The sequence below is a fragment of the Flagellimonas crocea genome (assembly GCF_033441595.1).
GTDB classification, from domain to species: domain Bacteria; phylum Bacteroidota; class Bacteroidia; order Flavobacteriales; family Flavobacteriaceae; genus Flagellimonas; species Flagellimonas crocea.
In genome coordinates this window covers 249997-274778 of the sequence record NZ_JAUZVX010000002.1, presented here as the reverse complement: position 1 = coordinate 274778, position 24782 = coordinate 249997, and the positions used below count along the sequence as shown (strand labels likewise).

The following is a 24782-nucleotide window of genomic DNA, read 5'->3' as shown; positions in this document are numbered from 1 at the left end:
TTTAGGTTCTAAAGATGTTCTGTCAAGCTGTGGTGCGAATCGATGAGCGGTCCACCGTTCATGATCTCATCCGATGCTTGACTTGCAAATTTATCAAAGTTGATGTGAAACGAGTGGGCCAATTGAATGGCCTTGCTCACATAGGCCCCTTTTTGCAACCATGTGTTCATTGGGTCTAACATCTCTGTGGGTACGCCCGGGCAATATTTTGGCATGTATAAACCAAAAATTGGATGGGTATCAAAGTCCACATCATCCAATTTACCTTCAAGAACAGCAGAAATCATTGCCCTAGTGTATTTAAGCTTGATTCTTGACCCCACTCCGTAAGGTCCTCCACTCCATCCGGTATTTACCAACCAGACGTTTACCCCGGAGGCTTTCATTTTTTCGCTCAACATTTCCGCGTACACCGCTGGGTGCAATGGCATAAAAGGTTCCCCAAAACATGCGGAGAACGATGGAACGGGCTCCGTAATACCAGCTTCTGTCCCAGCCACTTTGGCCGTATAACCAGAAATAAAATGATACGCCGCTTGACCAGGGGTCAGTTTGGATACCGGTGGCAACACCCCAAAGGCATCACAAGTTAAGAAAAAGATATTCTTGGGGTTGGATGCGTAAGAAGGTTCCTGAATGTTATCGATATGGAAAATCGGATAGCTTACCCTTGTGTTCTGGGTAATGGAACTATCAGAATAATCCACTTCTTTGGTTCCTTCCTTAAATACTACGTTTTCCAATAAGGCTCCTGGTCTAATCGCCCTGAAGATATCCGGCTCCTTTTCTTCTGTAAGGTCGATTACCTTGGCGTAACACCCTCCTTCAAAATTAAAGATGGTATCCTCCTTGGTCCAGCCGTGCTCATCGTCCCCGATAAGTTTACGATCGGGATCGGCGGACAAGGTAGTTTTACCCGTACCTGACAATCCAAAGAAAATAGCGGTATCCCCTGCTTCGCCAACATTGGCGGAGCAGTGCATGGGCAATACCTCTTTTTCGGTGGGCAGTATAAGGTTCAATGCAGAGAAAATTCCTTTTTTCATCTCACCCGTATAGGCAGAGCCACCTACCAAAGCAATTTTCTTGGTAAAGTTGAGTATTGAGAAGTTGCCACTCAATATTCCATATTCAGATGGGTTCTGAGCTTCATACCCGGGAGCACAAAGTACCAACCATTCTTCTTCAAAGTTTTCGAGTTCGGTCTCATCCAAACGCAAGAACATATTTTTGATGAAGTAATTGGACCATGGATATTCGGTTATGGTCCTAACATTCATTCTATATTTTGGGTCTGCACATACATAGGCATCCCTTACAAAAACTTCCTTGCCATCGAGGTAGCTGGTAACCTCATCATATAACTTATCAAAATTTTCGGGAGATACTGGTTTGTTTATTCTGCCCCACCAAACTTTGTCCTTGGTGTATTCGTCCTTCACCAAAAAACGGTCTTTTGGAGATCTACCGGTAAATTTACCTGTATTAACGCATAGGGTACCGTTCTCGGTTTCTACCCCCATGTCTTTTTCCAATGTAAGTTTTTGCAGGGTTTCCGCGTCAAGATTCCATTGCGGTTGTACATTCTTTAATCCGTACTTGCTGAGGTCTTTGGTTGTGATCATGTCAGTGTTTTTAAAGAATTAGAAGCTCCATATCCATGGAACCAAAAGTAATGTTGCTATAAAGAAAAGCAGGAGCAATGGGCCGCCCACTTTTACATAATCGATGAATTTATATCCGCCTGCGGACATTACCATGGCATTGGTCGTAGTCCCTACAGGGGTCAAGAATGCGGTAGATGCGCTTACGGCGACGGCTATCATAAAAGGCTTGGGCGAAACCCCCAGTGTCATGGATGCCATTATTGCGATTGGCGCCATTAATACCGCTGTTGCCGAGTTATTGATAGTTTGGCTGAAAGCCGCTGTCAACAGAAAAATACCTGCCAACAAGGCTACGGGGTGAATGCTTCCCAAGCTCTCCACCAGACTGTTGGCCGCCAATTGTGCCACTCCGGTTTTCTGAAGGGCCAATCCCATGGGAATCATGGCAGCAATCATTACCACGCTCGTCCAACTGATGCCCTTGTACGCTCTGGAAATGGGCACACAACCGGTCAACATCATGATTCCAGCACAAATTAGTGCCGCTATGGCCCCCGGGAAAATATTGAGTACCAGTAGAAGTATCATCAGTACCAAAGTACCCAGCGCCACATAGCTCTTTGTAGTCAATTGGTCCACATTTTTGGACAAGGCTTCTGGACTTCCTGAAATCACGAGGTTTTCGTATACGGATTTCAGTGCAATAATGTTTTCCCACTGCCCACGGATGACAAATGCATCCCCTGCCTTAATCTTTATTTTCCCCGTCAATGGTGCATTATCCCTCGAAACCGCCAACAACTGAACTCCTGCCTGACGGAGGTAATGACCCAAATTTATGGTTTTGCCCACAAAAACGGACTTCGGTGTAATGATCATCTCGGCCATGCCCACTTCCTGATTGATCAGCTCCTTTTTGAGCATGTCCTTTTCCGGTTTGAGCGGAATGACGCCCAAATGAAATTTCAAAACCAGTTTATCCACATCCTCTGGCTCTCCTTTTACGGTGATGATATCGTGATAGCGCATTTCGGTATCCAATCCGGGCATTTCCACAAATTGGGGAATTCGATGCAATTTATTGGGGTGTCTACGTTTTAAGCGCATTACCGACACCTTGTGTTCGCTCTCGAAATTCCAATCCCTTATTTTGGTATTGATCAATTGCGACATTGAACGGATACGCAATCGGTACAAATTATCGCCGATACTGTAATTTTCTATCCATTTGTGCATCTCCTGATCTATGGCCATAGGTTTGTTATTGGTCCTATGATTCGGCAGCAACTTATAGCCGACATACCTAAAATAAAGTATGGAAATAATGAGAAGGGGCACCCCTATCAATCCAAATTCAAAGAACGAAAAACCCGTAAAACCGTTTTCTGCCAGTGCATTGCTCACGATAATATTGGGTGGCGTACCCGTCAATGTAAGCAGTCCCCCTGTATTGGAACCAAAGGCTACGGGAATCAACAATTTTGATGGCAAGGTCCCCGCGTTCCAAGCTGCGGTAACGGTTACCGGAAGCAGTGCTGCCACGGTACCGGTATTGCTGACGACACCCGAAAGCAAGCTGGAGCCCAAGGTCACAATGACCAACAAACGTGAAACGTTTTTTCTGGCCCATTTCACAAAAAACTGCCCTGCCATGGCTGTCCAACCGGTTCTGGAAAGTCCTTCTCCTATTATAAAAAGGGCCGCAATCATGATCACTGTCGGATTACTGAAGCCGGTCAAGGTCTCGCCCAAATCTAAAATACCGGTGAGAAAAAGCGACAACATAGCCATTAAGGCAACCACATCGGGAGGAAATTTTCCCCATACAAACAACACAATGGTAATCCCCAAAATAATCAACAGTGGCAGCATGTTAATAGGTATTATTTAGTCCAGGGCAAGCACCGGTATCTCGGAATGCAAGGTCAACAATTTTGTCAACCGCCCTTCCGAAGGGATGCTTTTCTCTGTATGGTTTCTTGGCAATATGGTCAAGAGGTCAATATTTTTTTCTTTGATGTAATCCAGGATTCCTTGCTCCACATCTTCATTTTTACTGAAAGTATGGTCCTCATAGAAATGCTCCAGATAGTATTCCAATAGATTCTCGTTGGACTCCTTGATGGCCTGTTCATCGTAAATGGAATCCTTGTAAATGGTCAAAGCGTGCACTCGGGCGTCAAAGGTTCTGGCAACATCCAATAGTGTTTCCAAAACTGATTTGTCATCAATTTTTTCGCCTCCCAAAACCAAAGCGATGTTTTTTGGGTCCTTGATCCCTGTTCCATACGGAATTGAGATTACCGGACAATTGGCCTGCAATACCAGTTTTGAGGTATTGGTTATGGCTTCATCGGTAATTTTATCGCCCATGGTCCCCATCATGATCAAATCGGCATTGCTCCTTTGCTGTGCGGATAGAATGGTTGCGATCACCTCACCAGTATCCGTAGCGAATTTGGGCTCAACTTTTAATTTGATGTTGAAAGATTCCAATACTTTGGAAAAATCCTTGCCCAATTTTTCATTGTCCGACTCACTGATCGCCATGGAACCCACATAAAGGCCCAAAATACTGATCGTTCTTTCAGTGCCCACAAAATTGACCGCATATTCCAAAGCATTCAATGATGCCTCCGAAAAATCAAAAGGAATTAATATTTTTTTTAGAGTGCTCATACCTGTTTTTATTTGATTATTATAATTCTGTTTCAAAAATAGAATCCGGGCATGACCCAAAACATGACAGAAGTCAGGATTCTTAATTTTACCCTTATATTACCAAAAAATACGTCACCATAAAAGTCCGAAGCGTTATATTATTGCTTCCATAATAGCTATATTTAGGGACCATAAAATAAGGCAACAATAATCATGGATTTAGTTATAGGTATTGACATAGGCGGGACCAAAACCAAAATCGGTTTAGTGGACGAACACGGGGAATGCTACGAAAAAACATTCTTTAGAACCAAGGAGTACCCCAACTTGGACAATTACCTGGATAAAATCAAATCTACCTGCGACGAACTACTGGAGCAATTTGGCGAGAGAGCCAATATAATTGGATGCGGCATCGGGGCCCCAAATGCCTCCAGTAAGAACGGGACCATTGAAAGTGCCAGCAACTTGGCATGGAAAGGAAGCGTTCCTTTGGTAAGACTTCTTAAACAAAGAATGGATATGCCCATACGGATCATGAACGATGCCAGTGCAGCAGCATTGGGCGAAATGCTCTTTGGCGGAGCAAAGGACATGACCGATTTTATCGTGGTGACCTTGGGCACGGGTTTTGGCGCCGGAATAGTGGCCAATGGCCAACTTATTGACGGATATGATGGATTTGCCGGAGAACTTGGCCACGTGGACATGACCATAGGCGATGGCCGGTTAACGGGGCTTGGTGTAAAAGGTGGCCTAGAGGCCTATGTTTCCGCCACGGGACTCAAGCGCACCGTTATGTACATGCAAAGCAAATATTTGGTGGATAGCAGGTTCAGGGACGTTGCCTATAACGATCTTCATGGGGAGGACATTACCCAAGCCGCGGAAGAAGGCGATGAAATTGCGTTAAAGGCTTTTGATTATACCGCTCGGATCATGGCGCAGGCATTGGCCAATTTTACCGCTTTTACCCAGCCAGAAGCCTTTATTTTAATGGGTGGACTTACGAACAGCGGGAAATGGATCATGAATCCTCTGGAAAAATACTTCAACGGCTTTCTTTTGGACGTTTATAAGGGAAAGGTAAAACTCATGTATTCCAGCATGGAGGGAAAAACAGCTGCCATTTGCGGTGCCGCCGCCCTGATTTGGGAGAATCAAAAGAAAAAACAGGCTTAAAAAGATATTTTTTTAAGAAAAAGGACATAATATGACAAGTATCATACTATGTCGTTGATCTTAGTGAAAACCTTTGTACTCCAACAATCAAAAACCATTGACCATGGGGTTTACAAAGTATTTGCTCGGACTACTCTGTTCCCTGGCATTTATAGTCTTGATCCATTTTCCTTCCTATGGCCAAAACTCCGAAGAAAATGAATATGGTTCTTGGCTGGTCCTTTGTGGCAACGTAAAAGTTCACGAAGACTGGAGTGTACCCGCTGTAGGGATTCTAAGGCATCACCATATGGTGGACACCTATGGATTTTTCTTTTTAAGGACAGGAGCTTCATACCATGTAAGTAAAACCGCTACGTTGACGGGCGGATTTGCCCTCATCAATTCGAACTCCTACTTGGAACCAAATGATGTAATCAACACCAACCAGGTTTGGATGTATGGCGAGTTTGATTTCAAATCAGAATTCAACAAAAACTTTATCGCACAACGCATCCGTTTTGAAAATCGGAGGCTCGTTCACACGGAAGACCCTAAAGTGAACAATAGAATCCGATATCGGCTTCAATACGTGAGACCTATTTATAAGGGAATGTATTTTAAGGCTTTTGACGAGGCATTTCTTAACCTGGAGGGCAAGACCTTTAGTGAAAACAGAATCTTCGTGGGTTTTGGCCGCAAACTTACACCAACTCTGAAAGCGGATATTGGATACTTCAACCGAAGGTTCAGAGATTATGGAGAGAATATGGTAAGACTGAGCTTTTACTTTGACATTGACCTTACGAAAAAAGACTTGTCCCTAAAATCAAATCAGGTGTTACCCTATTAAAGCACAATTGGTTGACCGTTCCAAAACCTGATTATTATCATATTTTCTGATATCGGAGAGAACTACCTTTAACATAGTTAAATAGTAGAAGTCATGAAACCAAAAAAGAACCCAAACGCAGAAATTGGACGCAACAGCAGTCTATATTTCATGATAGGACTTACTTCGGTATTGTTCTTGACATGGCAATCCTTCGAAGTAAAGTTTTACGAGGAAGAATCCAAAGTTTCCGAAGTTGTACAGGTGACAGACGAGCTTAAGGAAGATGTTCCCATTACTGAAATGATCAGGACCGCCCCACCCCCACCCCCACCATCCTCACCGGATGTTATTGAAATCGTGGAGGATGTGGAAGATATAAAAGAAACCATCATCGAGAGTACCGAAAGTAGCCAAGAAACCTTTATTGAGGATGCCGTGGTAAAAATCGAGGATGTGGACGTGGAAGAAGTGGAGGAAGAAATTGTGGTTCCCTTTTCCGTTATTGAATATGTGCCCGTTTTTCCCGGATGCGAGGACCTAAAGACTCAGGCCGAACGCAAAGAGTGCTTTAACCAAAAGGTACAGGAACACATTAAAACCAACTTTTCGTATCCTCCGGCAGCTTTGGAAATGGGCATTACCGGTAGAGTTTATGTTCAATTTGTCATCGATTCCAACGGTAAGGTGGGAGGTATAGAAAAGAGAGGTCCGGATAAATTGTTGGAGAAAGAAGCTGAAAGAATCATAGCTTCCCTACCAAAGGTAAAGCCCGGACAACAACGTGGTAAACCAGTAAGCGTAAAATATAGTATTCCCATAAACTTTATTATGGCCACTAACTGAAACGTTGTCCAATAGTTTTATAGGATAGGCCCAAGTATAAGCTTGGGCCTTTTTTCACCAACATCCACAAAAAGAACGGCCATTTTGCGCTAGATGGTGGAACAACAAAACTTAAAACCGGGCACCTAAATAAGGGATACTGACAATTGTCATGTTTTTAAAAAAACATCAAAAGTACTTTTGGCCTATAATGTTAAGGTATGTAGCTTATGTGTGGATTAGTTAAAAAATATAATGTTCCCGGCCCTCGATATACGAGTTATCCAACAGTTCCCTATTGGGAACCGGACAGTTTTTCCGGTAAAAAATGGAAATCCAGTGTGCTCCGTGCGTTTCAGGAAAGCCCGGAAGAGGGAATCAGTCTCTATATCCATTTGCCATTTTGTGAAAATATGTGCACCTTTTGCGGCTGCCATAAACGTATCACCAAAAGGCACGATGTAGAATTACCATACATTAAAGCTGTCCTAAGGGAGTGGGAACTTTACCTTGACCTAATGGGGGCCAAACCTATAATCAAGGAACTGCATTTGGGCGGTGGAACCCCAACTTTCTTTTCTCCGGAAAATTTAAAAATGTTGATCAATGGGATTGTTCGTCTAAGCAAAATGGCTGACAATATAGAGTTCAGTTTTGAAGGTCACCCGAACAATACCACTAAGGAGCACTTACAGACACTTTACGACCTTGGATTTAGGAGAGTGTGCTTTGGCGTACAGGATTATAACCTTACCGTGCAACGTGCCATCAACAGGATACAACCTTTTGAAAACGTGAAAAACGTCACTGAATGGGCCAGGGAAATAGGCTATACCTCGGTGGGCCATGACATTATTTACGGACTTCCGTTTCAGTACTGCTCCGATGTCGAGGAAACCATTATGAAGACCAATGCCCTAAAACCGGACAGAATTGCCTTTTACAGTTATGCCCATGTGCCATGGTTGAAGGGGAACGGACAGCGTGGTTATAAAGAAGAGGATTTGCCATCTTCCATTGAAAAAAAGGCACAGTACGAAATGGGCAAGAGAATGCTCACCTCATTTGGCTACAAGGATGTTGGCATGGACCACTTTGCCCTGCCGAATGATAGTTTGCACAAAGCTCTGGAAAACGGCACCCTGCACCGAAATTTTATGGGCTATACACCATCAAAAACAACTCTCATGATAGGCTTGGGCGCATCCAGCATCAGTGATAGCTGGTACGGCTTTGCCCAAAACGTAAAAAACGTGGAGGAATATGAAAATTTGGTTTCGCAAGGCTTAATCCCTATTTTTAGAGGACATATCCTAAACAAGGAGGATGAAATCATAAGGAAACATATCCTTGACATCATGTGCCAATTCGAGACTGCGTGGAACCCTGATGAAGAGCAGATAATCGATTTTGAAAGCATCTTAAAGAATCTATCCGAAATGCAAATGGACGGATTGGTCGAAATCGATGGCAACAAAATAAAAGTGACCGAAAAAGGTAGGCCTTTCGTAAGGAACATCAGCATGGCTTTTGACCTTAGAATGCATCGAAAAAAACCAAATACCCGAATATTTTCCATGACCGTTTAACCTAAAAAAACAATACAATGAAAAGTATAATCGTACCAGTTGATTTTTCAAATCAATCCGAAAAGGCCCTAAAAGTGGCCGCGTCCTTGGCCAAGAAACATAAGGCCGAACTGTATGTGCTCCACATGTTGGAACTTTCCCCCGCCCTAATGGGTGAATCGGGATATATTTCGCAAGAGCAAGTGGTGCACTTGATAAAATTGGGAGAACAAAGGTTCAACGACTTTTTGAACAAACCTTACCTAAAAGAAGTAAATGTTGTTCCGGTGATAAAGCACTACAAAGTGTTCAGCGAAGTGGCCGAAGTGGCACAAAAGCACAATGCCGATCTTATTGTGATGGGATCCCATGGCGCCGACGGACTAGAAGAAATCTTTATTGGCTCCAATACGGAACGGGTTGTTAGGACCTCCGATGTTCCTGTATTGGTGATCAAAGGAAATATGGGTGATTTTGACCCTGAAAATTTTGTGTTCGCCTGCGATTTTGAGTCAGAAAGCGTTCCTGCCCTAAAAAAGGCCAAAGAAATGGCAAAGCTCTTGGGATCTAAACTGCATCTGGTCTATATCAATACCCCGGGGGACGATTTTTTGAGCACGGACGATGCCTATGCCAAGATATCCAAGTTCCTGGATGAGGCCAATGTAGGTATGGAAGTTGAAATATTTAATGACTATACCGTGGAAAAAGGCGTGATCAACTACTGTGATAAGCTATCGGCGGACCTGATCGGTATACCCACGCATGGCAGAAAAGGCTTGTCCCATTTCTTTATGGGAAGTATTGGCGAAGATATCGTCAACCATTCCGAAGCCCCTGTGATTACATTTAAAATCTAATGGATTGCATTTTGATTGGTTTCATGTAATGCAAAAAAAGAGGGACGATTCTCAAGAATCGTCCCTCTTTCGTTATTTGTGGCTCGGGAATAATTTTATCCATTAAATCTTTCGTAAGCGGCTTTTTCCAAATCCTCCCTATGGTCTGGATGGGCAATGGAAATAAGTGCCTTGGCTCTCTGTTGTAAATTTTTTCCGTACAAATCCACCACCCCGTACTCGGTGGCCACATAATGCACGTGCGCCCTAGTAGTGGTGACTCCGGCACCCTGCTTTAAAAAGGGAGTTATTTTGGAAACACCCTTGTTGGTAACGGACGGCATGGCAAAAATAGGTTTTCCGCCCTTGGACAGGGACGCGCCCCTAATAAAATCCATTTGTCCGCCAACCCCGGAAAATTGTTTGCTACCTATGGTATCGGCACAAACCTGCCCGGTAACATCTATCTCTATAGCACTGTTTATGGCGGTCACTTTTGGGTTTTTACGGATAACCGCGGTGTCGTTGGTATAGGCAGCTTCCTTAAAATCGCAAAGGGGATTATCATCTATAAAATCGTACAGGGCACGGGAACCTACGGCAAAGCAGCTCACTATCTTGCCCTGTTTTACTTTTTTGGCCTCCCCTGTAATCACTCCTTTTTCAATTAGGGGCAAAACACCATCGGAGAACATTTCGGTATGTATGCCCAATTTTTGATGGTTTCCCAAATTTGACAATACGGCATTGGGAATACTTCCTATCCCCATCTGCAATGTGGCCTCATCCTCGATCAAAGAAGCTACATGGGCGCCAATTTGATGCTCTACATCGGAAATTGGCATGGGCTCATGCTCGTGGATGGGATGGTTTACCTCAACGGCATAGTCAATTTTGTTGATGTGGATAATACCATCACCATGAGACCTGGGCACAAAAGGGTTGATCTGTGCCACTACGGTCTTGGCCTTTTCCAAAGCTGGAAGCGTTACATCCACCGAAACTCCCAGGGAACAATATCCATGCTTGTCCGGAGGCGAAACTTGAATAAAGGCCACATCCAATGGGATAATGTTTCTTCGGAACAACAAGTGGATCTCACTCAAAAAAATAGGTACATAGTCTCCCCTAAACTCATTCACGAACTTTCGAACATTGCCGCCCACAAACAGACTGTTGAGCCTGAAACTTTTATTACAGGGCGCTTGGGTGTACCGGGCCTCTCCCTCGGTGTGTATGGACACAATTTCGATATCATCGATTTCGGTATGTCTATCGCAAAGAGCATCAATAATAACATTGGGGGTCATGGCCGCACCTTGAAAAAATACTCTATCTCCTGATTTTACTATACTTACCGCTTCTTGAGCTGTTGTTATTTTCACGTTGGATCTTATTTTAAGGTTGATGGCATTCTATGGTCGCCGATACGGTGTCGGCCGGGGCTGCCTTTGGGGAAACATAGGGTATTCCCAATCCAAGCCCGCGCACAATAAACAAAATACCTATGATGACCACAAATGCCGGTATCAATTTCTGTATTCTAGATTTTATCGAGGTACTGAACATTCCTTTGGAATAGACCACCAAGGACATTAAAGGTACGGTGCCCAAACCAAAAATCATCATGTAGAGCCCACCTTCCAAAGGGTTTCCCATGGCCATGGCCCCCAAAAGCGCCATATATACCAGACCACAGGGTAAAAAGCCGTTCAAAAATCCTATGGTCAAAAAGGTATCGGGTGTCTTTTTTTTGAGTTCGGCCCCAAGTTTGGATTTTACCTTGCCAATAATTGAGTAAACGGGTGATAAAAGTTTATGCCCGTTAAAGTATTTTCCAGGAATAAGCACCAAAATAATCATTAAGGCACCAATACCGATGGAAAGCTTCTGTTGGATACCGAACAGGGACAATCCCTTGCCCAAAAGTCCAAAAAGCAATCCAATGATTCCGTAGGCCAATAATCTCCCGAAGTGGTAAATGGACAGTTGTACCGTCTTTTTTACATTGTTGTTCTGCTCCAATGGCAACATAAAGGCTATTGGCCCGCACATGCCCAAGCAGTGCAAACTTCCCAACAATCCCAGAACCAAAGCAGAGGTCAACATGATCAGTACACCAATTTTTGTTTATGTAAAAAGGAATTACCTTCGTATTCCCAGTTTATGGAAATGTCCCAGCGACCGTCCACCAAGCGATTGTCAGGTATGAGCAAATGTGTTTTGGACAAACTTATAGGAAAGTTTGTATCCAAATGCTTGTTAGACGGTCTGTATAGGGACACTGTTCCACTTATCTTATTCGGGTTGAAACGCTCTGGAAAATAAATCATCAAGCCTTCGGCCGTTTTTTCAACGGTAAGGTTGGCATTCATTTCCATAGCGGTTTTTGATGCATCTATCTGCTGTTGATAGGCCAATTCTTTCTTATAATATTCCTCCGTTACCAAATCGTGGTTGGCACTGTCATCCGTGCTCATCCTAACCACAAAGTATAGGATAAAGCTTATGAAGCCTATAAATGCCAATACGATTCCTGTTCCCCAATTAATTTTCATTATTTTCTTTTTTAATTATAACTCCTTGGTGCCAAAAACTGCGTCACCGTGGTTTCTATGAGTTTCTCTCCACTATATACACCAATCTTCAATTTGTCCTTATCACCGTTCAATGCCGAAGCGTTTATTTCGATGAACAACGTTCCTTCCGTACGCTCCTCTGCAGGAACGGTAAACTTATCTTGTGAAACCATTTTGATTTCTCCATTGTGCGACATCAGTTCAAAAGACACATTTTCGATATCCTTGGTGGTCTTGTTCATCAATTTATAGGTGTAAACGTTACTGATGATATTGTTCTCTTTTCGCTCGTACAGTTGCCCTGGCAAACGTAAAATATTTGCTTCGACCTCGTTCCGCATAAACAACATTCCGATCAAAACCCCTATCAAAACAACAAGTACCGCAGTGTACCCCTTCATCCGGGGTGTAAACTTGAACTTGTTCTTATGGGTAATCTCGTCCTCACTGGCGTATCTGATCAATCCTTTGGGCTTATCGATGCTCTCCATAATGTGATCGCACTCATCGATACAGGCTGTACAGTTCACACATTCCAACTGTGTCCCGTTACGGATGTCTATTCCCGTAGGACAGACATTTACACATTGCAGGCAATCAATACAATCGCCATGTCCGAGCGCTTCCCTGTCTTCATTTTTTCTGAACTTTTTGCGCCCATTTTCACCTTCGCCCCGTTTATGATCATAGGCCACCACAATGGATTTATTATCGAGCAATACCCCTTGCAATCTTCCATAAGGGCAAGCAATGATACATACCTGCTCCCTGAACCACGCGAAGATGAAGTAGAACACTCCAGTGAAAATCAGCAACGGAACCATGGTACCAAGGTGCTCCATTGGACCGTCCGTGATATAGGCAATCAATTGATCACTGCCAATCAAGTACGCCAAGAAAACATTGGCAATTAAAAAGGAGATAATGAAGAATATGATCCACTTCAACACTCTTTTTCGAATCTTCTTGCCCGTCCAAGGTGCTTTGGCCAATCGCATTTGCGCACCTCGGTCACCATCTATCCAATATTCGATACGGCGGAACACCATTTCCAAAAAAATGGTCTGGGGGCACATCCATCCACAAAAAATACGCCCGTAGGCCACTGTGAACAATGCGATGAAAATCACTCCAATGATCATGGATACTACCACCAAGTGGAAATCCTGCGGCCAAAACGGAAGTCCAAAAATATTGAACCGCCTATCCAGCACATTGAACAACAAAAACTGGTGCCCGTTGATCTTGACAAAGGGTGCTGCTATCAAGAAAATCAGCAGAAAGTAACTTACGTACTTTCGGTAATCATAATACCGTCCGCTGGGTTTCTTTGGAAAAATCCAATTCCTTTTTCCTTCTTCTGTGATTGTGCCTATGGAATCCCTAAAATTCTCTTCCATCGAATTTGTGATTTATCGATTCATATACTACCATAGACGGCCCTAAAGGGCTACTGCATGGCTACTTCAGTTGAGTCCGAAACCTGCTCTGTCGGAGGGGTTTCAGATTCGGTTCCATTGGTATCTTCGGGAGCATCTGGGTCCACCCAAATTTCACCTTCAGGTTCCTTTGGATTGGCGGGTGTGGTTCCGCCCAATGAGATGACATAACTGGCCACCTGGGCTATTTCCGCAGGCTTTAAGCTTTGCTTCCATGCAATCATCCCTTTACCGTCACGTCCACCTTCGGAAATTGTGGTGAAGACATTTTTGATGCCTCCGCCCAATATCCAATACTTATCGGTTAGGTTAGGCCCAATGGACCCACCTCCATCTTGTGTATGACATGCAACACAATTGGTCTGGAAAATTTTCTCCCCAGCGGCCAAGTCCGATTCATTCGATAGGAACTCTACCGTACTGGCATCCACCAAATCCTTTGCGGTCCTTTTATATTCTTCTATGGCCTGCTGTGCAGCAGCAACTTCTTGTTCGTATTCCTGTGCTTGATCATAATCCCCAATAACATGAAAACGCACCAAGTACACTACCGAGAAAATTATGGTGCCATAAAAGAGGTATACCCACCAAGGAGGCAATACGTTGTCCAACTCACGAATACCATCGTAATTGTGATCGAGGACAATTTCCCCTTCGCGCTCAATGGAGCGGCTCTTGGTCAAATTTTTCATGAGATTTTTGGCCCATGTCCATTCGTACTTTTTGCTTTTGGCCTCTAAGTAGCGCTCCTTGCCTTCTTCTGAAAGGGTTTGGAACATAATGTTCTCTATAGAAGCCAATATCAGTTCTATGGCAATAAGAATCATTAAAACCAACAGCATAAAGAACTGTGTGATCGGATATTCGATAATTGCAGGTTTATCACCAGAGTCTATAAAGAATTCCATCAATCCGAAGATCAAAAAGAATAAAACCGGGACTCGTATCCACCAAGGTGTCTTTGTACTCATAATGTTATAGTTTGTTTTGTTGATCATCGTTATCCAAAGGCAGTTCGGACATCTTCCTTATGTGTTCCTTGGTGGCGGTAAACACCCACCAGAACAATAGCACGAAAAACACAAAGAAGATGAGGAGGGAAACCATGGGATAATTGGCTATCCCATCGATGGTTTCCATATGTTCTTTTACAAATTTCAACATGGTTATTTATTTTGAGATATAGTTTCTTCTGTTCCTTCAATTTTGATATCGGTACCCAATCGCTGTAGATAGGCGATCAAGGCTACGATTTCGCGATCTCGCATTTCCACAAAATCCAATCCATTTTCCTGTGCGTACTTTTTATCCGCTTCGTACGTTCTCTCAAATTCTGGGTCTGCGTAAAGACTCTTTTCAATTGACGCTGCTTGCTCTGCCAAGGATTCTGGAGCGTTGGCAATATCTTCTTCTGTATAAGGTACTCCAAGTTTTACCATGGTTTCCATTTTGGCCTGAACATCGCTACGATCGTGCTCGTCGGTTACCAACCATTCGTACGATGGCATAATGGACCCTGCAGACGTACTTTGTGGGTCGTACATGTGGTTCAAGTGCCAGCTATCGGAATATTTGCCGCCAATTCGAAGCAAGTCAGGACCTGTACGTTTACTACCCCACAAGAACGGGTGGTCGTAAACAAATTCCCCTGCCTTGGCATATTCGCCATAACGCTCCACTTCACTACGGAACGGACGAATCATTTGGGAGTGACAGCTCACACAGCCTTCTCTAATATAAAGGTCCCTCCCTTCCAACTCTAATGGTGTATAGGGTTTAACACTGGTAATCGTAGGAATATTGGATTTCACCAAAATGGTCGGTACAATCTGAATGATACCACCAATCAAGATGGCGATGGTGGCCAAGATGGTCAATTGGACGGGTTTTCTTTCCAACCAATTGTGGAAGGTTTCGCCAGCCACTCTTCTTTTCGCAACGCGTTCCAATGCTGGAGCTTCTGCTGCTTCATCTTCTACCTTACTGCCCGACCTGATTGTTCTTACCACATTGTACAGCAGTACGAACATACCCAAGATGTACAAGGAACCTCCAATGGCCCTCATCCAGTACATGGGGATAATTTGAGTAACGGTTTCCAAGAAGTTACCGTAGACCAAGGTGCCATCTGGGTTGAATTCTTTCCACATCAAGGCTTGGGTGAATCCAGCTACGTACATGGGCAGGGCATACAATACAATACCCAAAGTTCCGATCCAGAAGTGGAAGTTTGCCAATCCTTTGGAGTGGAGTTCCGTTTTGAACATACGGGGCACCAACCAATAAATCATACCAAAGGTCAAGAATCCGTTCCAAGCCAAGGCACCAACGTGAACGTGGGCAATGATCCAGTCACTAAAGTGGGCAATGGCGTTTACGTTTTTCAAAGAAAGCATGGGACCTTCAAAAGTGGCCATACCATAACCTGTGATGGCAACCACCATAAATTTTAATGTAGCATCGGTGCGTACCTTATCCCATACACCGCGAAGGGTCAACAATCCGTTGATCATACCACCCCAAGATGGAGCAATCAACATGATAGAGAATACCACACCGAGGTTCTGTGCCCAATCGGGCAGTGCAGAATACAACAAGTGGTGGGGACCAGCCCATATATAAATAAATATCAATGACCAGAAGTGGACAATGGACAGTCTATAGGAATAAATGGGACGGTTGGCCGCTTTGGGGACAAAGTAGTACATCAACCCTAAGAAAGGAGTGGTCAAAAAGAATGCCACCGCATTGTGACCGTACCACCATTGCACCAAGGCATCTTGCACACCAGCGTAAACAGAGTAACTCTTCAACGCCGTTACTGGCAACTCCAAGCTATTGAAAATGTGCAGCACGGCTACGGTTACAAATGTGGCCAAATAGAACCAAATCGCCACATAGAGGTGCCTTTGTCTTCTTTTTAAAATGGTACCGATCATGTTCCAACCAAAAATCACCCAAACTACTGCTATGGCCAAATCTATCGGCCACTCCAATTCGGCGTATTCTTTGGATGTTGTGTACCCCAAGGGCAAGGTCAACGCTGCGGCCACAATGATCAATTGCCACCCCCAGAAGTTGATGTTGCTAAGGACATCACTGAACATTCTTGCTTTTAGTAAGCGTTGCAGCGAGTAATACACCCCTGCAAAAATGGCGTTCCCCACAAATGCGAAGATCACGGCATTGGTGTGCAATGGACGCAAACGCCCAAAACTCAACCAAGAGATACCTTCGGTGACATTGGGAAACAAAAACATAAAGGCCAACAAGAGACCTACTGCCATACCCACTACGCCCCATAGAATGGTAGCGTATAAGAACTTTTGTACGATTTTGTTATCGTAACGGAACTGTTGTATTTCCATATTTATTGGTTTGTACTTTTAGTTTGTTCGATTTCCTTTTTATTTAGGTTTGATTTATCCTTGTCCTTGACCACCTCGTCTTCAAACAACATTCTTACCGATGGGGTATAGGTATCATCGTATTGTCCGCTTTTTACCGAAAAAACAAAGGCTATAAAAAAGACTATGGCCACCGTTATGCTTATGGCCAACAACACATAAATAACACTCATACCTGCCTGAATTTAGGTGTAAAACTACTCTGATGGTTTTCCTCAAAAAATGACATATATCAGCTTTCTAAAGTTTTTAATTCTTTTCCCAAATAATTTGTTGCCAAGGTGGTAAACACCACTATACTGATGGAGCTCAGAGGCATCAAAATAGCGGCAATCACGGGCTGCAACTGGCCTGTCACGGCAAAATACAGTCCCACCACATTGTAGCAGAGCGACAACAAAAAGCTCATTTTTATGATGCGCATGGACCGTTTGGATAGTTTTATGAACTTTGGCAGCATTTTCATTTTGCTGGCATCCAAAATTCCATCACAAGCGGGCGAAAACACATTGATGTTCTCCGAAACTGCCAATCCCACATCGCTTTGGGCCAAGGCTCCTGCATCGTTCAATCCATCGCCCACCATCAAAACCTTGTGTTTTTCCTGTAGCTGTTTGATGTAGTCCAACTTATCCTCGGGCTTTTGGTCAAATAGCATCTTTGTCTTTTCTGGAAGCACTTTTTGCAATTGGGCTTTTTCCCCATCGTTATCGCCCGAAAGAATACCGAGTTCCAAATCATTTGAGAGTTCATCAAAAATTTGGCTCATCCCGTCCCGATAGGTGTTCTTGAACACAAATCTTCCTTTTACATCTTCATCGGCACTTACATAAACCGCCGTGTTCGCAATGGAGGTGGATTTGCTTTCCCCTACGTAGGATGCCGATCCCACTTTTATGGAGTGTTGATTATATTTTCCTTCGATACCCTTTCCCGTATGCTCTTGAAACTCTTCCAAGGTCATTATGGAATTGGATTGTAAAATATCGTAAAGTGAGCGGCTCAAGGGGTGGTTGGAAGCCCTCAAGGTCGTTTTTAGAAGTGCGGTTTCTTCTTCTGTAAGCTCCATACCTTCATAATGGATGGTATCCTTTTGATTGGTGGTGAGCGTTCCCGTTTTATCAAAAATGGCGGTATCGATTTTGGCCAAACGTTCGATTACGTTGGTGTTCTTCAAGTAGAACTTATATTTTCCAAAAATGCGGAGCATATTGCCCAAGGTAAACGGAGCTGCCAAAGCAATGGCACAGGGACAAGCTATAATGAGTACAGAAGTGAACACATTGAGGGCCAAGCTTGGGTCAAAAATCAACCAGAAAACAGTTGCCAAAGTAGCGATGCTCAAGACTGCGATGGTAAATCGTTTACCTATGCTATCGGTAAGGGTTTGGAATTGGCTCGCCTTGTCTTTGGAAAATATGGAATTGCCCCAGAGTTGGGTCAAGTAACTTTGGGAAACTGACTTTAGCACCTCAACTTCCAAGACTCCCGAAAGTTGCTTACCCCCCGCAAACAGTTTTTCTCCCGATTCCTTGAACACGGCATCGGACTCGCCAGTCACAAAACTGTAATCGATTTCGGCCGTTCCTTTGATGAGGATACAGTCCACAGGAATGATTTCATGGCTACGGATCAGGACTCTATCCCCTACTTCGATGTTATAAATTTGGATGTTTTCCTCTTCCCCGTTTTTCTTCAGACGGGTTACGGCTATGGGAAAATATGACTTGTAATCCCGCTCAAATGATAGGTAGGCATAGGTCTTCTGCTGAAAGAACTTGCCCAACAATAGAAAGAACACCAAGCCCGTGAGGCTGTCAAAAAATCCAGAGCCCAAGTCAAATATGATATCAATCGAGCTTCTTAAAAAGAGCACCAAAATTCCCAGTGCGATGGGCACATCAATATTCAATAATTTGGAACGGATACCTTTGTAAGCGGAAATGAAATAATCTTGTGACGCATATAATACTACGGGCAAGGAAAAGGCGAACATTAACCAGCGGAACACGTGTTTGTATTGATCTAACCAAAATTCTTCTACCTCAAAATATTCTGGAAACGAGAACAGCATTACGTTGCCGAAGGCAAATCCTGCTACGCCCAATTTGTATATTAAGGAACGGTCGACCTTTTTTCCTTTTTTGTTGTATTCCTCCAAAGAGATATAGGGCTCGTACCCAATGCTCCCCAACAAAAGCACCAAGGCTTTAAGGGAAAAGTCTTCTGTTTTATAAGTGACCCTGATGATTTTTTTTGGAAAATCGACCTGAGAAACTTTTATGGCCGAATGCAGTTTGTTCAAGTTTTCCAAAACCCAGATACAGGAACTGCAATGAATGGTAGGAATGCTCAAACTGACCACTTGCACGCCATCTTCATTAAATTCCAAGAGTTGTTGCGCGATTTCCTGGTTGTCCAAAAAATCGTACTTCTGACGAATCTCGTTCGGGGTGGTCCCTGCCTTCCCCTCTATTTCGTAGAAGGTGGACAGGCCATTGGATGTAAAGATTTCGTAGACGGTCTTACAACCGTTGCAACAAAAATCCTTATCATCAAATTGAACGCTGCGGCCACCGCATTCGTCTCCACAATGATAACAGGTCGAGTCTGCCATTTCACATTTGCTTTACCTAGTGCAAATTTGGCCTAGGTCAGACTCTTAAAACATGATATTTATCAGTTACCAATAATTCCTTGTCCCTTAAATTTGTTCTCTCAGGTAAACTAATCATCATGGAAAGCAGGTGTGAAAATTGTATCATCCGCCAGTTCAATTCGCTCCGCGCAATGAGCAAGGAGGAGTTAAAAGAAGTTTCGGATTCCAAAACGACCAAAACCATCAAAAAGGGCGAACCCATATTTCAAGAGGGCGACAAACTCAATGGAGTATATTGCGTGCGAAATGGAGTCTCAAAACTTTCCAAGCTGAGCGCCAACGGAAAGGACCAAATTGTAAAGCTGGCCAGCAAGGGAGAGGTACTTGGTCAGCGTTCCGTAATTTCCCAAGAGAGCACCAATCTTTCCGCCATTGCGATCAATGATATGGAGGTTTGCTTTATTCCCAAGGAAAGTATCAACAATACGCTTCAAAAAAACCCAAACTTTACTTTGGAGGTATTGCGGCATATGGCCCATGATCTTAAGGAGGCCGATGATGTCATCGTGAATATTTCCCAAAAAACGGTAAAGCAGCGAATGGCCGAAGCGTTCCTGTACCTACAGAACAATTTTGGGGAAGATGCCGACGGATTCTTGGCTCTTACGCTTTCCAGGGAGGATATTTCCAATGTTGTGGGCACCGCGACCGAATCTGCCATCCGAATTATTTCCGAGTTCAAAAAGAAAGGGCTGATCCATACTTCCGGTAAAAAAATCGGCATCAAGGACGAGCGCAAATTGCTTGAAATGGTCGAAGGCTTTTAACACGTTTTCAAAAACCTGACAATTGTCATAGTATCCCCTACCCCTTAGGTCTAATTTTATCGCATCGTAAATCTTAGTCAGATGCAAAGGATTTTAATACCTACGGATTTTTCGGAAAATGCATGGAATGCCATTGATTATGCCATGCAATTGTTCCGCAACAGGCGTTGCACTTTTTACTTGTTGAACACGTACACCCCTGTTATTCCGAGCAGTCGGTTCATGGCCAAAATGATTGATGGAGTCCGAATAGTTGATGCCGTTAGGGAGAATTCGGAAAGGGGGTTGAACAAAACGGTAGAGCGTATCCAAACCAAATACGGAAATCCCAATCACAGCTTTGAAACCATCTCTTCCTTTAATTTATTGGTAGAGGAGGTAAAGGACATTGTGGATACGTTTGGAATACATCTGGTAATCACCGGGACCAAAGGTGCCTCGGGCGTGGACGAAGTATTTATGGGAAGCAATACGGTACGGATCATAAAAAGTACCAGAAAGTGTCCTGTTTTGGCCATTCCATATCATTTTGAATACGTAACTCCTTCGGAAATTGCCTTTGCTACTGATTTTAACAGGTTCTACACGAATTCGGAATTGGAGCCGATCATTGACCTGGCCACTATGTTCAATGCCACGATACGAATCGTACATGTCCAATACGGTATTCGGGCATTAACGGAATTACAGCAGTTCAACTTGAACATGCTACGAAGATATTTGGGAAGCATTGAACACTATGTGCATACGGTTTCCGAACTCAATTCGGTATCCCACACGTTGGAAACCTTCTCCAAAGAGTTGGGCATTCATTTATTGGCCATGTTGAACTATCAGCATAGCTATATGGAGAAAATGACCCGTGAGCCCATTATCAAAAGAACGGCTTTCCACACCCAAATACCACTCTTGGTAATTCCGGAATTGGGAATGGAGGGAATATCGGCAAAATCAAAGGAAAAAGAGAGGGAGGTCGAGTCCCGAAATCAATGATGTGTTGTTATCTTTACATGAAATTCGAGGTTGTTCCTCGAACTTCCAAAAACAACATATGGACAAACGTGAATTGATCGAATGCCACGAAAGGATAAAACCTTTTATCCATAACACTCCCGTACTCACTTCCCGGCTCTTGAACGAGATGGCCGGCACCAATTTATATTTTAAGTGCGAAAATTTTCAACGCATGGGCGCATTTAAAATGCGTGGTGCCGCCAACGCCATTATGCAACTGTCCGAAGAACAGAAAGCGAACGGTGTGGTCACGCATTCATCGGGCAATTTTGCACAAGCCCTGTCCCTTTCTGCCCAAAGTCTGGGGGTAAAGGCCTACATTGTGATGCCGCGTTCGGCACCCGAGGTCAAGAAAGAAGCTGTTAAGGGCTATGGCGGTATTTTAATCGAATGTGAATCGACCCTGGAAGCCAGGGAAAATGAATCTGAGCGGATTGTACGAGACCATGGGGCTACTTTTATCCATCCTTCCAACGATGACCACGTTATTTTGGGACAGGGAACCGCCTGCAAAGAACTTTTGGAGCTTCATCCGGATATCAACTACGTATTTACGCCTGTAGGTGGCGGAGGTTTGATTGCCGGTACCGCATTATCCGCCCATTTTTTTGGTAATCATTGCAAAACTATCGGGGGCGAGCCTTTTGAGGTAGATGATGCCTATCGCTCTTTACAAAGTGGAAAAATTGAAACCAATGAGACGACAAATACGATTGCGGACGGACTCAAAACTCAACTGGGGGATAGAAATTTTCCAGTCATCCAAAAACATGTGGAGGAAATTGTGAGGGTTACCGAGGAAGAGATCGCGAGTGCCATGCAATTGATCTGGGAACGCTTAAAAATTGTTTGTGAACCTTCCAGCGCGGTTGCGTTCGCTGCTGTTCTGAAGAAAAAAGAAAATTTATCGGGAAAAGATGTTGGGATAATCATCTCCGGTGGCAACGTGGATTTGCGAAGATTACCTTTCTAAGACGAGGTGACGGTATTGTTGGGAAAAATGATTCTAAAGGTCGTGCCCACATCCTTTTTGCTCTCCACTTCTATTGTTCCATCCATGGCCTCTACTTGTGTTTTGACCAAATACAATCCAAAACCCTTTCCTTCGGTTGCTCCACTGAGCCTACCGTACATATCAAAGATTTTACGCTCCTTTTCTGGGGTCAAGTCCATACCTATCCCATTGTCCGTAAAACTTAGAACAACGGATTTTTCGGTTTTCTCCGCCTTTATCTGTATTTCGGCCGGAACATCCTGCTTGGCGTAATTAATGGCGTTGAGGATGATATTGTAGAAAATGTTGACCACATAGCTTTTTGCCCCAAAAACAAGATCGGCTTTTGCAAAGTCTGTTTGGATGGAAGCCTTGTTCTTCAAAATTTCTTCGGATAACAGGCCGTCCACATCCTTCATTACATCTTTTAATGGAACATTCCTAAACTTTTCCTTGTCCGCAGATTTTAATGATAGGGAAAGGTGGAGATCTTTGATGGTCTGATCCAGTGCTTCGGTAGTATTTTCAATTTTCCGTACGATATCATCGTTCACTTCGTCTTTGCCCCATTCATAAATTTTTGACAACATCAATAGATTTGATATGGGACCGCGAAGGTTGTGGGATATAATTCTGACAAAGTTTTGAAGCTCGTGGTTCTGCTCCATGATTTGATGTCGGGAAAGCACATCCTTGGTCACATCCTGAGTGGTACCGCTCATTCGGTATGGCCTTCCGTCCATATCATAAAAAGCTCTTCCTTTTTGGTGGACATATCTAATTTCACCTTGATGGACAACTATTCGATGAACAATGTCGTGAACTACTCTTTGATTGATGCACTTTTTTACATCATCGTCAAAAATTTCGCGATCCTCCGGATGGATGATTTCCATTAGTGAACCATAATGCGCATGGAACGTTTCCGGGTCCTGGCCAAATATCCTGTACAGCTGGTCGGACCAAGTGATTTCGTCCTTTTGCATATCCCAGTTCCAGTGGCCTACATCGGCAACTTCTTGTGCCTCACGATATTTTCTCTCGCTGTCCCGTAATCGATGGTTATTGTCAATTTCCTTGGAAATGTCCTTTTGCCAAATACAGCAGCCGACCACCTCTCCGGAGCTGTTCATAAAAGGCTGGAAAGAAAACTCGTGCACCACGATTTTTCCGTTATCCTCGAAAGTGTGCTTGGAAGTCGTTGCATATCGTTTTAAGGCTCTTTCACATCCCTGCTCGCACGGACTGAAAAAAAATCCGGAGCTATATACCTTTTTAAGGTCCATGCCCCGTTCAGCTTTACCAATGCCTTCTTTTTTTAAGAGTGACTTGAAGCAGGAGTTAAACGCAGTGAGCTTATAGTTCTCATCCATGGCCCAGACAATATCCTCCCTATCCTCAACGATTTCAACCTTGTTATGGATCAATACCTGTTTCTGTTTCACGGATCAAAACTTAATCGACATGGAAAAATGGGACGTATACGGGGAACCATAACAACCTATGCTCTTACTTAAAGTAAGATTATTTATTTGCACTTTGCAAATAATCCTCCAGATGTTCAATTCTCAAAGGCTTGGTAATAAACTCCTTTACGTATTTTTCATACTTTTTGGCTTCTTCCTTGTCGGAATCAGATTCCGAAGAGGTTACCAATAGTACTTCATTGGATTCTGGAAAATCTTCGAGCATCATAAATTCCAAGAATTCAAATCCGCTCATTTCCGGCATATTAATGTCCAATAAGATCAAGGTTTTTGTTTTGGGGTCATCTCTAAACCTAAGATCGTCCAAGGCCAATTCAGGGTTGGTAAAACTTTTAACCCTATCTTCCATTCCCATTCTTCTAAAGTGAATCGCATTCACAGTGTTTACTAGGTCTTCGTCGTCGACCAAATATATTTCCTTGTACATAGTGTAGTTGGCCAATTAATTTAGTTAGTTTCAGTTTGGTTTCAAGTCAAAAATTGACAAATATCAATATTTAACAGTAATTAGAACTTAATTTACTTCAATTTATTGTAAAAAAATTCGACACTAGTGAAAATGAAGTGGGATAACTGCTCTAAGGCTATACCTACGAATTGAATAAACCCAACCATCATTTAGCACCTATCGTAAATTTAACATTTTTATTGATATCAATAAAAAATTCAATGAATATTTATTTTTTTAAGAATAAGTCAATTTTTAAAGTCTATTCTTGTAAATTAATCAAAAAAAGAAAGTCTAATTTAGAATCAAATACCGGTGGCAAGAAAATAAAAAAGCTCTTCAAAATTGAAGAGCTTTTTTATTAGTGCGGGTGAAGGGAGTCGAACCCCCACGCCTTGCGGCACTAGATCCTAAGTCTAGCGTGTCTACCAATTCCACCACACCCGCGAAATGGAGTGCAAATATAAATCAATTTTCCGATTTGCAAATGTACCG

22 protein-coding genes and 1 tRNA gene are annotated in these 24782 nt (G+C 43.3%); 8 read left to right on the top strand and 15 right to left on the bottom strand.

All coding sequences use genetic code 11. The annotated features are described in order from the left end of the window. Positions 1-8: 8 nt before the first annotated feature. The 3 genes from pckA to SD449_RS06440 are packed head-to-tail and all read right to left on the bottom strand — an operon-like array spanning position 9 to position 4286. On the bottom strand, positions 9-1625 hold the full coding sequence (gene pckA / locus SD449_RS06450) for a phosphoenolpyruvate carboxykinase (ATP) (RefSeq protein WP_318309416.1): 1617 nt from the start codon (positions 1623-1625) through the stop codon (positions 9-11). An 18-nt stretch (positions 1626-1643) separates the two neighbouring features. Further along, the gene (locus SD449_RS06445) at positions 1644-3479 is read right to left on the bottom strand and encodes an SLC13 family permease (RefSeq protein WP_318309414.1); all 1836 of its coding nucleotides are present in this window, start codon (positions 3477-3479) and stop codon (positions 1644-1646) included. Positions 3480-3494: 15 nt separating this feature from the next. Then, entirely contained in the window at positions 3495-4286 is a 792-nt protein-coding gene (locus tag SD449_RS06440) for a universal stress protein (RefSeq protein ID WP_318309412.1), read from the bottom strand. 195 nt (positions 4287-4481) lie between these two features. Between SD449_RS06440 and SD449_RS06435 the strand changes: the two genes are divergently transcribed. The 5 genes from SD449_RS06435 (at position 4482) to SD449_RS06415 (ending at position 9514) form a co-directional block, all read left to right on the top strand. Then, positions 4482-5450 carry an ROK family protein gene (locus SD449_RS06435; RefSeq protein WP_318309410.1) on the top strand — a complete coding sequence of 323 codons (969 nt, stop codon included), beginning with the start codon at positions 4482-4484 and terminating at the stop codon, positions 5448-5450. Positions 5451-5553: 103 nt separating this feature from the next. Continuing rightward, complete coding sequence (locus SD449_RS06430; RefSeq protein ID WP_318309409.1) at positions 5554-6282, top strand: DUF2490 domain-containing protein; 729 nt, start codon at positions 5554-5556, stop codon at positions 6280-6282. Positions 6283-6375: 93 nt separating this feature from the next. After that, positions 6376-7107, top strand: a complete 732-nt coding sequence (locus SD449_RS06425; protein WP_318309407.1) for an energy transducer TonB — start codon at positions 6376-6378, stop codon at positions 7105-7107. 209 nt (positions 7108-7316) lie between these two features. Further along, entirely contained in the window at positions 7317-8675 is a 1359-nt protein-coding gene (gene hemN / locus SD449_RS06420) for an oxygen-independent coproporphyrinogen III oxidase (protein ID WP_318309406.1), read from the top strand. A gap of 17 nt (positions 8676-8692) precedes the next feature. Continuing rightward, positions 8693-9514: a universal stress protein gene (locus tag SD449_RS06415; protein ID WP_318309405.1), complete on the top strand. Its 822-nt coding sequence runs from the start codon at positions 8693-8695 to the stop codon at positions 9512-9514. Positions 9515-9609: 95 nt separating this feature from the next. Here the strand turns inward: SD449_RS06415 and SD449_RS06410 are convergent, their stop codons facing one another. Genes SD449_RS06410 through SD449_RS06370 form a run of 9 tightly spaced genes read right to left on the bottom strand, consistent with a single transcriptional unit; the run spans position 9610 to position 19535 of the window. Continuing rightward, positions 9610-10878 carry an acetyl-CoA hydrolase/transferase family protein gene (locus SD449_RS06410; RefSeq protein ID WP_318309403.1) on the bottom strand — a complete coding sequence of 423 codons (1269 nt, stop codon included), beginning with the start codon at positions 10876-10878 and terminating at the stop codon, positions 9610-9612. Between the two features lie 13 nt (positions 10879-10891). After that, positions 10892-11602: a sulfite exporter TauE/SafE family protein gene (locus SD449_RS06405; protein ID WP_318309401.1), complete on the bottom strand. Its 711-nt coding sequence runs from the start codon at positions 11600-11602 to the stop codon at positions 10892-10894. A gap of 2 nt (positions 11603-11604) precedes the next feature. Further along, positions 11605-12051 (bottom strand): FixH family protein, encoded by a 447-nt coding sequence (locus SD449_RS06400; RefSeq protein ID WP_207034615.1) that lies wholly within the window; start codon positions 12049-12051, stop codon positions 11605-11607. Between the two features lie 11 nt (positions 12052-12062). Then, positions 12063-13472 (bottom strand): cytochrome c oxidase accessory protein CcoG, encoded by a 1410-nt coding sequence (gene ccoG / locus SD449_RS06395; RefSeq protein WP_318309398.1) that lies wholly within the window; start codon positions 13470-13472, stop codon positions 12063-12065. A 50-nt stretch (positions 13473-13522) separates the two neighbouring features. Beyond that, complete coding sequence (locus SD449_RS06390; protein ID WP_318309397.1) at positions 13523-14482, bottom strand: cbb3-type cytochrome c oxidase N-terminal domain-containing protein; 960 nt, start codon at positions 14480-14482, stop codon at positions 13523-13525. A 4-nt stretch (positions 14483-14486) separates the two neighbouring features. Then, positions 14487-14675, bottom strand: a complete 189-nt coding sequence (locus SD449_RS06385; protein ID WP_318309396.1) for a CcoQ/FixQ family Cbb3-type cytochrome c oxidase assembly chaperone — start codon at positions 14673-14675, stop codon at positions 14487-14489. Positions 14676-14677: 2 nt separating this feature from the next. Then, a complete protein-coding gene (gene ccoN / locus SD449_RS06380; protein WP_318309395.1) occupies positions 14678-16879 on the bottom strand; it encodes a cytochrome-c oxidase, cbb3-type subunit I in 2202 nt (733 codons plus the stop codon). A 2-nt stretch (positions 16880-16881) separates the two neighbouring features. Continuing rightward, complete coding sequence (ccoS, locus tag SD449_RS06375) at positions 16882-17091, bottom strand: cbb3-type cytochrome oxidase assembly protein CcoS (protein WP_207034606.1); 210 nt, start codon at positions 17089-17091, stop codon at positions 16882-16884. Positions 17092-17150: 59 nt separating this feature from the next. Then, positions 17151-19535, bottom strand: coding sequence for a heavy metal translocating P-type ATPase (locus tag SD449_RS06370; RefSeq protein ID WP_318309393.1), 2385 nt, complete (start codon positions 19533-19535; stop codon positions 17151-17153). 119 nt (positions 19536-19654) lie between these two features. Between SD449_RS06370 and SD449_RS06365 the strand changes: the two genes are divergently transcribed. The 3 genes from SD449_RS06365 to SD449_RS06355 all read left to right on the top strand — a co-directional run bounded on the left by SD449_RS06365 (position 19655) and on the right by SD449_RS06355 (position 22331). Further along, positions 19655-20344, top strand: a complete 690-nt coding sequence (locus tag SD449_RS06365) for a Crp/Fnr family transcriptional regulator (RefSeq protein WP_318309391.1) — start codon at positions 19655-19657, stop codon at positions 20342-20344. Positions 20345-20425: 81 nt separating this feature from the next. Continuing rightward, positions 20426-21337, top strand: a complete 912-nt coding sequence (locus SD449_RS06360; RefSeq protein ID WP_318309389.1) for a universal stress protein — start codon at positions 20426-20428, stop codon at positions 21335-21337. 58 nt (positions 21338-21395) lie between these two features. Next, entirely contained in the window at positions 21396-22331 is a 936-nt protein-coding gene (locus SD449_RS06355) for a threonine/serine dehydratase (protein ID WP_318309387.1), read from the top strand. Here the strand turns inward: SD449_RS06355 and SD449_RS06350 are convergent. From SD449_RS06350 to SD449_RS06340, 3 genes are all read right to left on the bottom strand, one after another. Continuing rightward, positions 22328-23797, bottom strand: a complete 1470-nt coding sequence (locus tag SD449_RS06350) for a sensor histidine kinase (protein ID WP_318309385.1) — start codon at positions 23795-23797, stop codon at positions 22328-22330. The two genes, SD449_RS06355 and SD449_RS06350, sit on opposite strands and share 4 nt — an antisense overlap. Positions 23798-23876: 79 nt before the next feature. Then, positions 23877-24266, bottom strand: a complete 390-nt coding sequence (locus SD449_RS06345) for a response regulator (protein WP_318309383.1) — start codon at positions 24264-24266, stop codon at positions 23877-23879. Between the two features lie 386 nt (positions 24267-24652). Then, positions 24653-24734, bottom strand: a tRNA-Leu gene (locus tag SD449_RS06340). Between the last annotated feature and the right edge of the window lie 48 nt (positions 24735-24782).

Bases quoted from the DNA above. Each gene is read 5' to 3' on its own strand.
- pckA (WP_318309416.1), bottom strand. From the start codon at position 1,625: ATGATCACAACCAAAGACCTCAGCAAGTACGGATTAAAGAATGTACAA.
- SD449_RS06445 (WP_318309414.1), bottom strand. From the start codon at position 3,479: ATGCTGCCACTGTTGATTATTTTGGGGATTACCATTGTGTTGTTTGTA.
- SD449_RS06440 (WP_318309412.1), bottom strand. From the start codon at position 4,286: ATGAGCACTCTAAAAAAAATATTAATTCCTTTTGATTTTTCGGAGGCA.
- SD449_RS06435 (WP_318309410.1), top strand. From the start codon at position 4,482: ATGGATTTAGTTATAGGTATTGACATAGGCGGGACCAAAACCAAAATC.
- SD449_RS06430 (WP_318309409.1), top strand. From the start codon at position 5,554: ATGGGGTTTACAAAGTATTTGCTCGGACTACTCTGTTCCCTGGCATTT.
- SD449_RS06425 (WP_318309407.1), top strand. From the start codon at position 6,376: ATGAAACCAAAAAAGAACCCAAACGCAGAAATTGGACGCAACAGCAGT.
- hemN (WP_318309406.1), top strand. From the start codon at position 7,317: ATGTGTGGATTAGTTAAAAAATATAATGTTCCCGGCCCTCGATATACG.
- SD449_RS06415 (WP_318309405.1), top strand. From the start codon at position 8,693: ATGAAAAGTATAATCGTACCAGTTGATTTTTCAAATCAATCCGAAAAG.
- SD449_RS06405 (WP_318309401.1), bottom strand. From the start codon at position 11,602: ATGTTGACCTCTGCTTTGGTTCTGGGATTGTTGGGAAGTTTGCACTGC.
- SD449_RS06400 (WP_207034615.1), bottom strand. From the start codon at position 12,051: ATGAAAATTAATTGGGGAACAGGAATCGTATTGGCATTTATAGGCTTC.
- ccoG (WP_318309398.1), bottom strand. From the start codon at position 13,472: ATGGAAGAGAATTTTAGGGATTCCATAGGCACAATCACAGAAGAAGGA.
- SD449_RS06390 (WP_318309397.1), bottom strand. From the start codon at position 14,482: ATGAGTACAAAGACACCTTGGTGGATACGAGTCCCGGTTTTATTCTTT.
- SD449_RS06385 (WP_318309396.1), bottom strand. From the start codon at position 14,675: ATGTTGAAATTTGTAAAAGAACATATGGAAACCATCGATGGGATAGCC.
- ccoN (WP_318309395.1), bottom strand. From the start codon at position 16,879: ATGGAAATACAACAGTTCCGTTACGATAACAAAATCGTACAAAAGTTC.
- ccoS (WP_207034606.1), bottom strand. From the start codon at position 17,091: ATGAGTGTTATTTATGTGTTGTTGGCCATAAGCATAACGGTGGCCATA.
- SD449_RS06370 (WP_318309393.1), bottom strand. From the start codon at position 19,535: ATGGCAGACTCGACCTGTTATCATTGTGGAGACGAATGCGGTGGCCGC.
- SD449_RS06365 (WP_318309391.1), top strand. From the start codon at position 19,655: ATGGAAAGCAGGTGTGAAAATTGTATCATCCGCCAGTTCAATTCGCTC.
- SD449_RS06360 (WP_318309389.1), top strand. From the start codon at position 20,426: ATGCAAAGGATTTTAATACCTACGGATTTTTCGGAAAATGCATGGAAT.
- SD449_RS06355 (WP_318309387.1), top strand. From the start codon at position 21,396: ATGGACAAACGTGAATTGATCGAATGCCACGAAAGGATAAAACCTTTT.
- SD449_RS06345 (WP_318309383.1), bottom strand. From the start codon at position 24,266: ATGTACAAGGAAATATATTTGGTCGACGACGAAGACCTAGTAAACACT.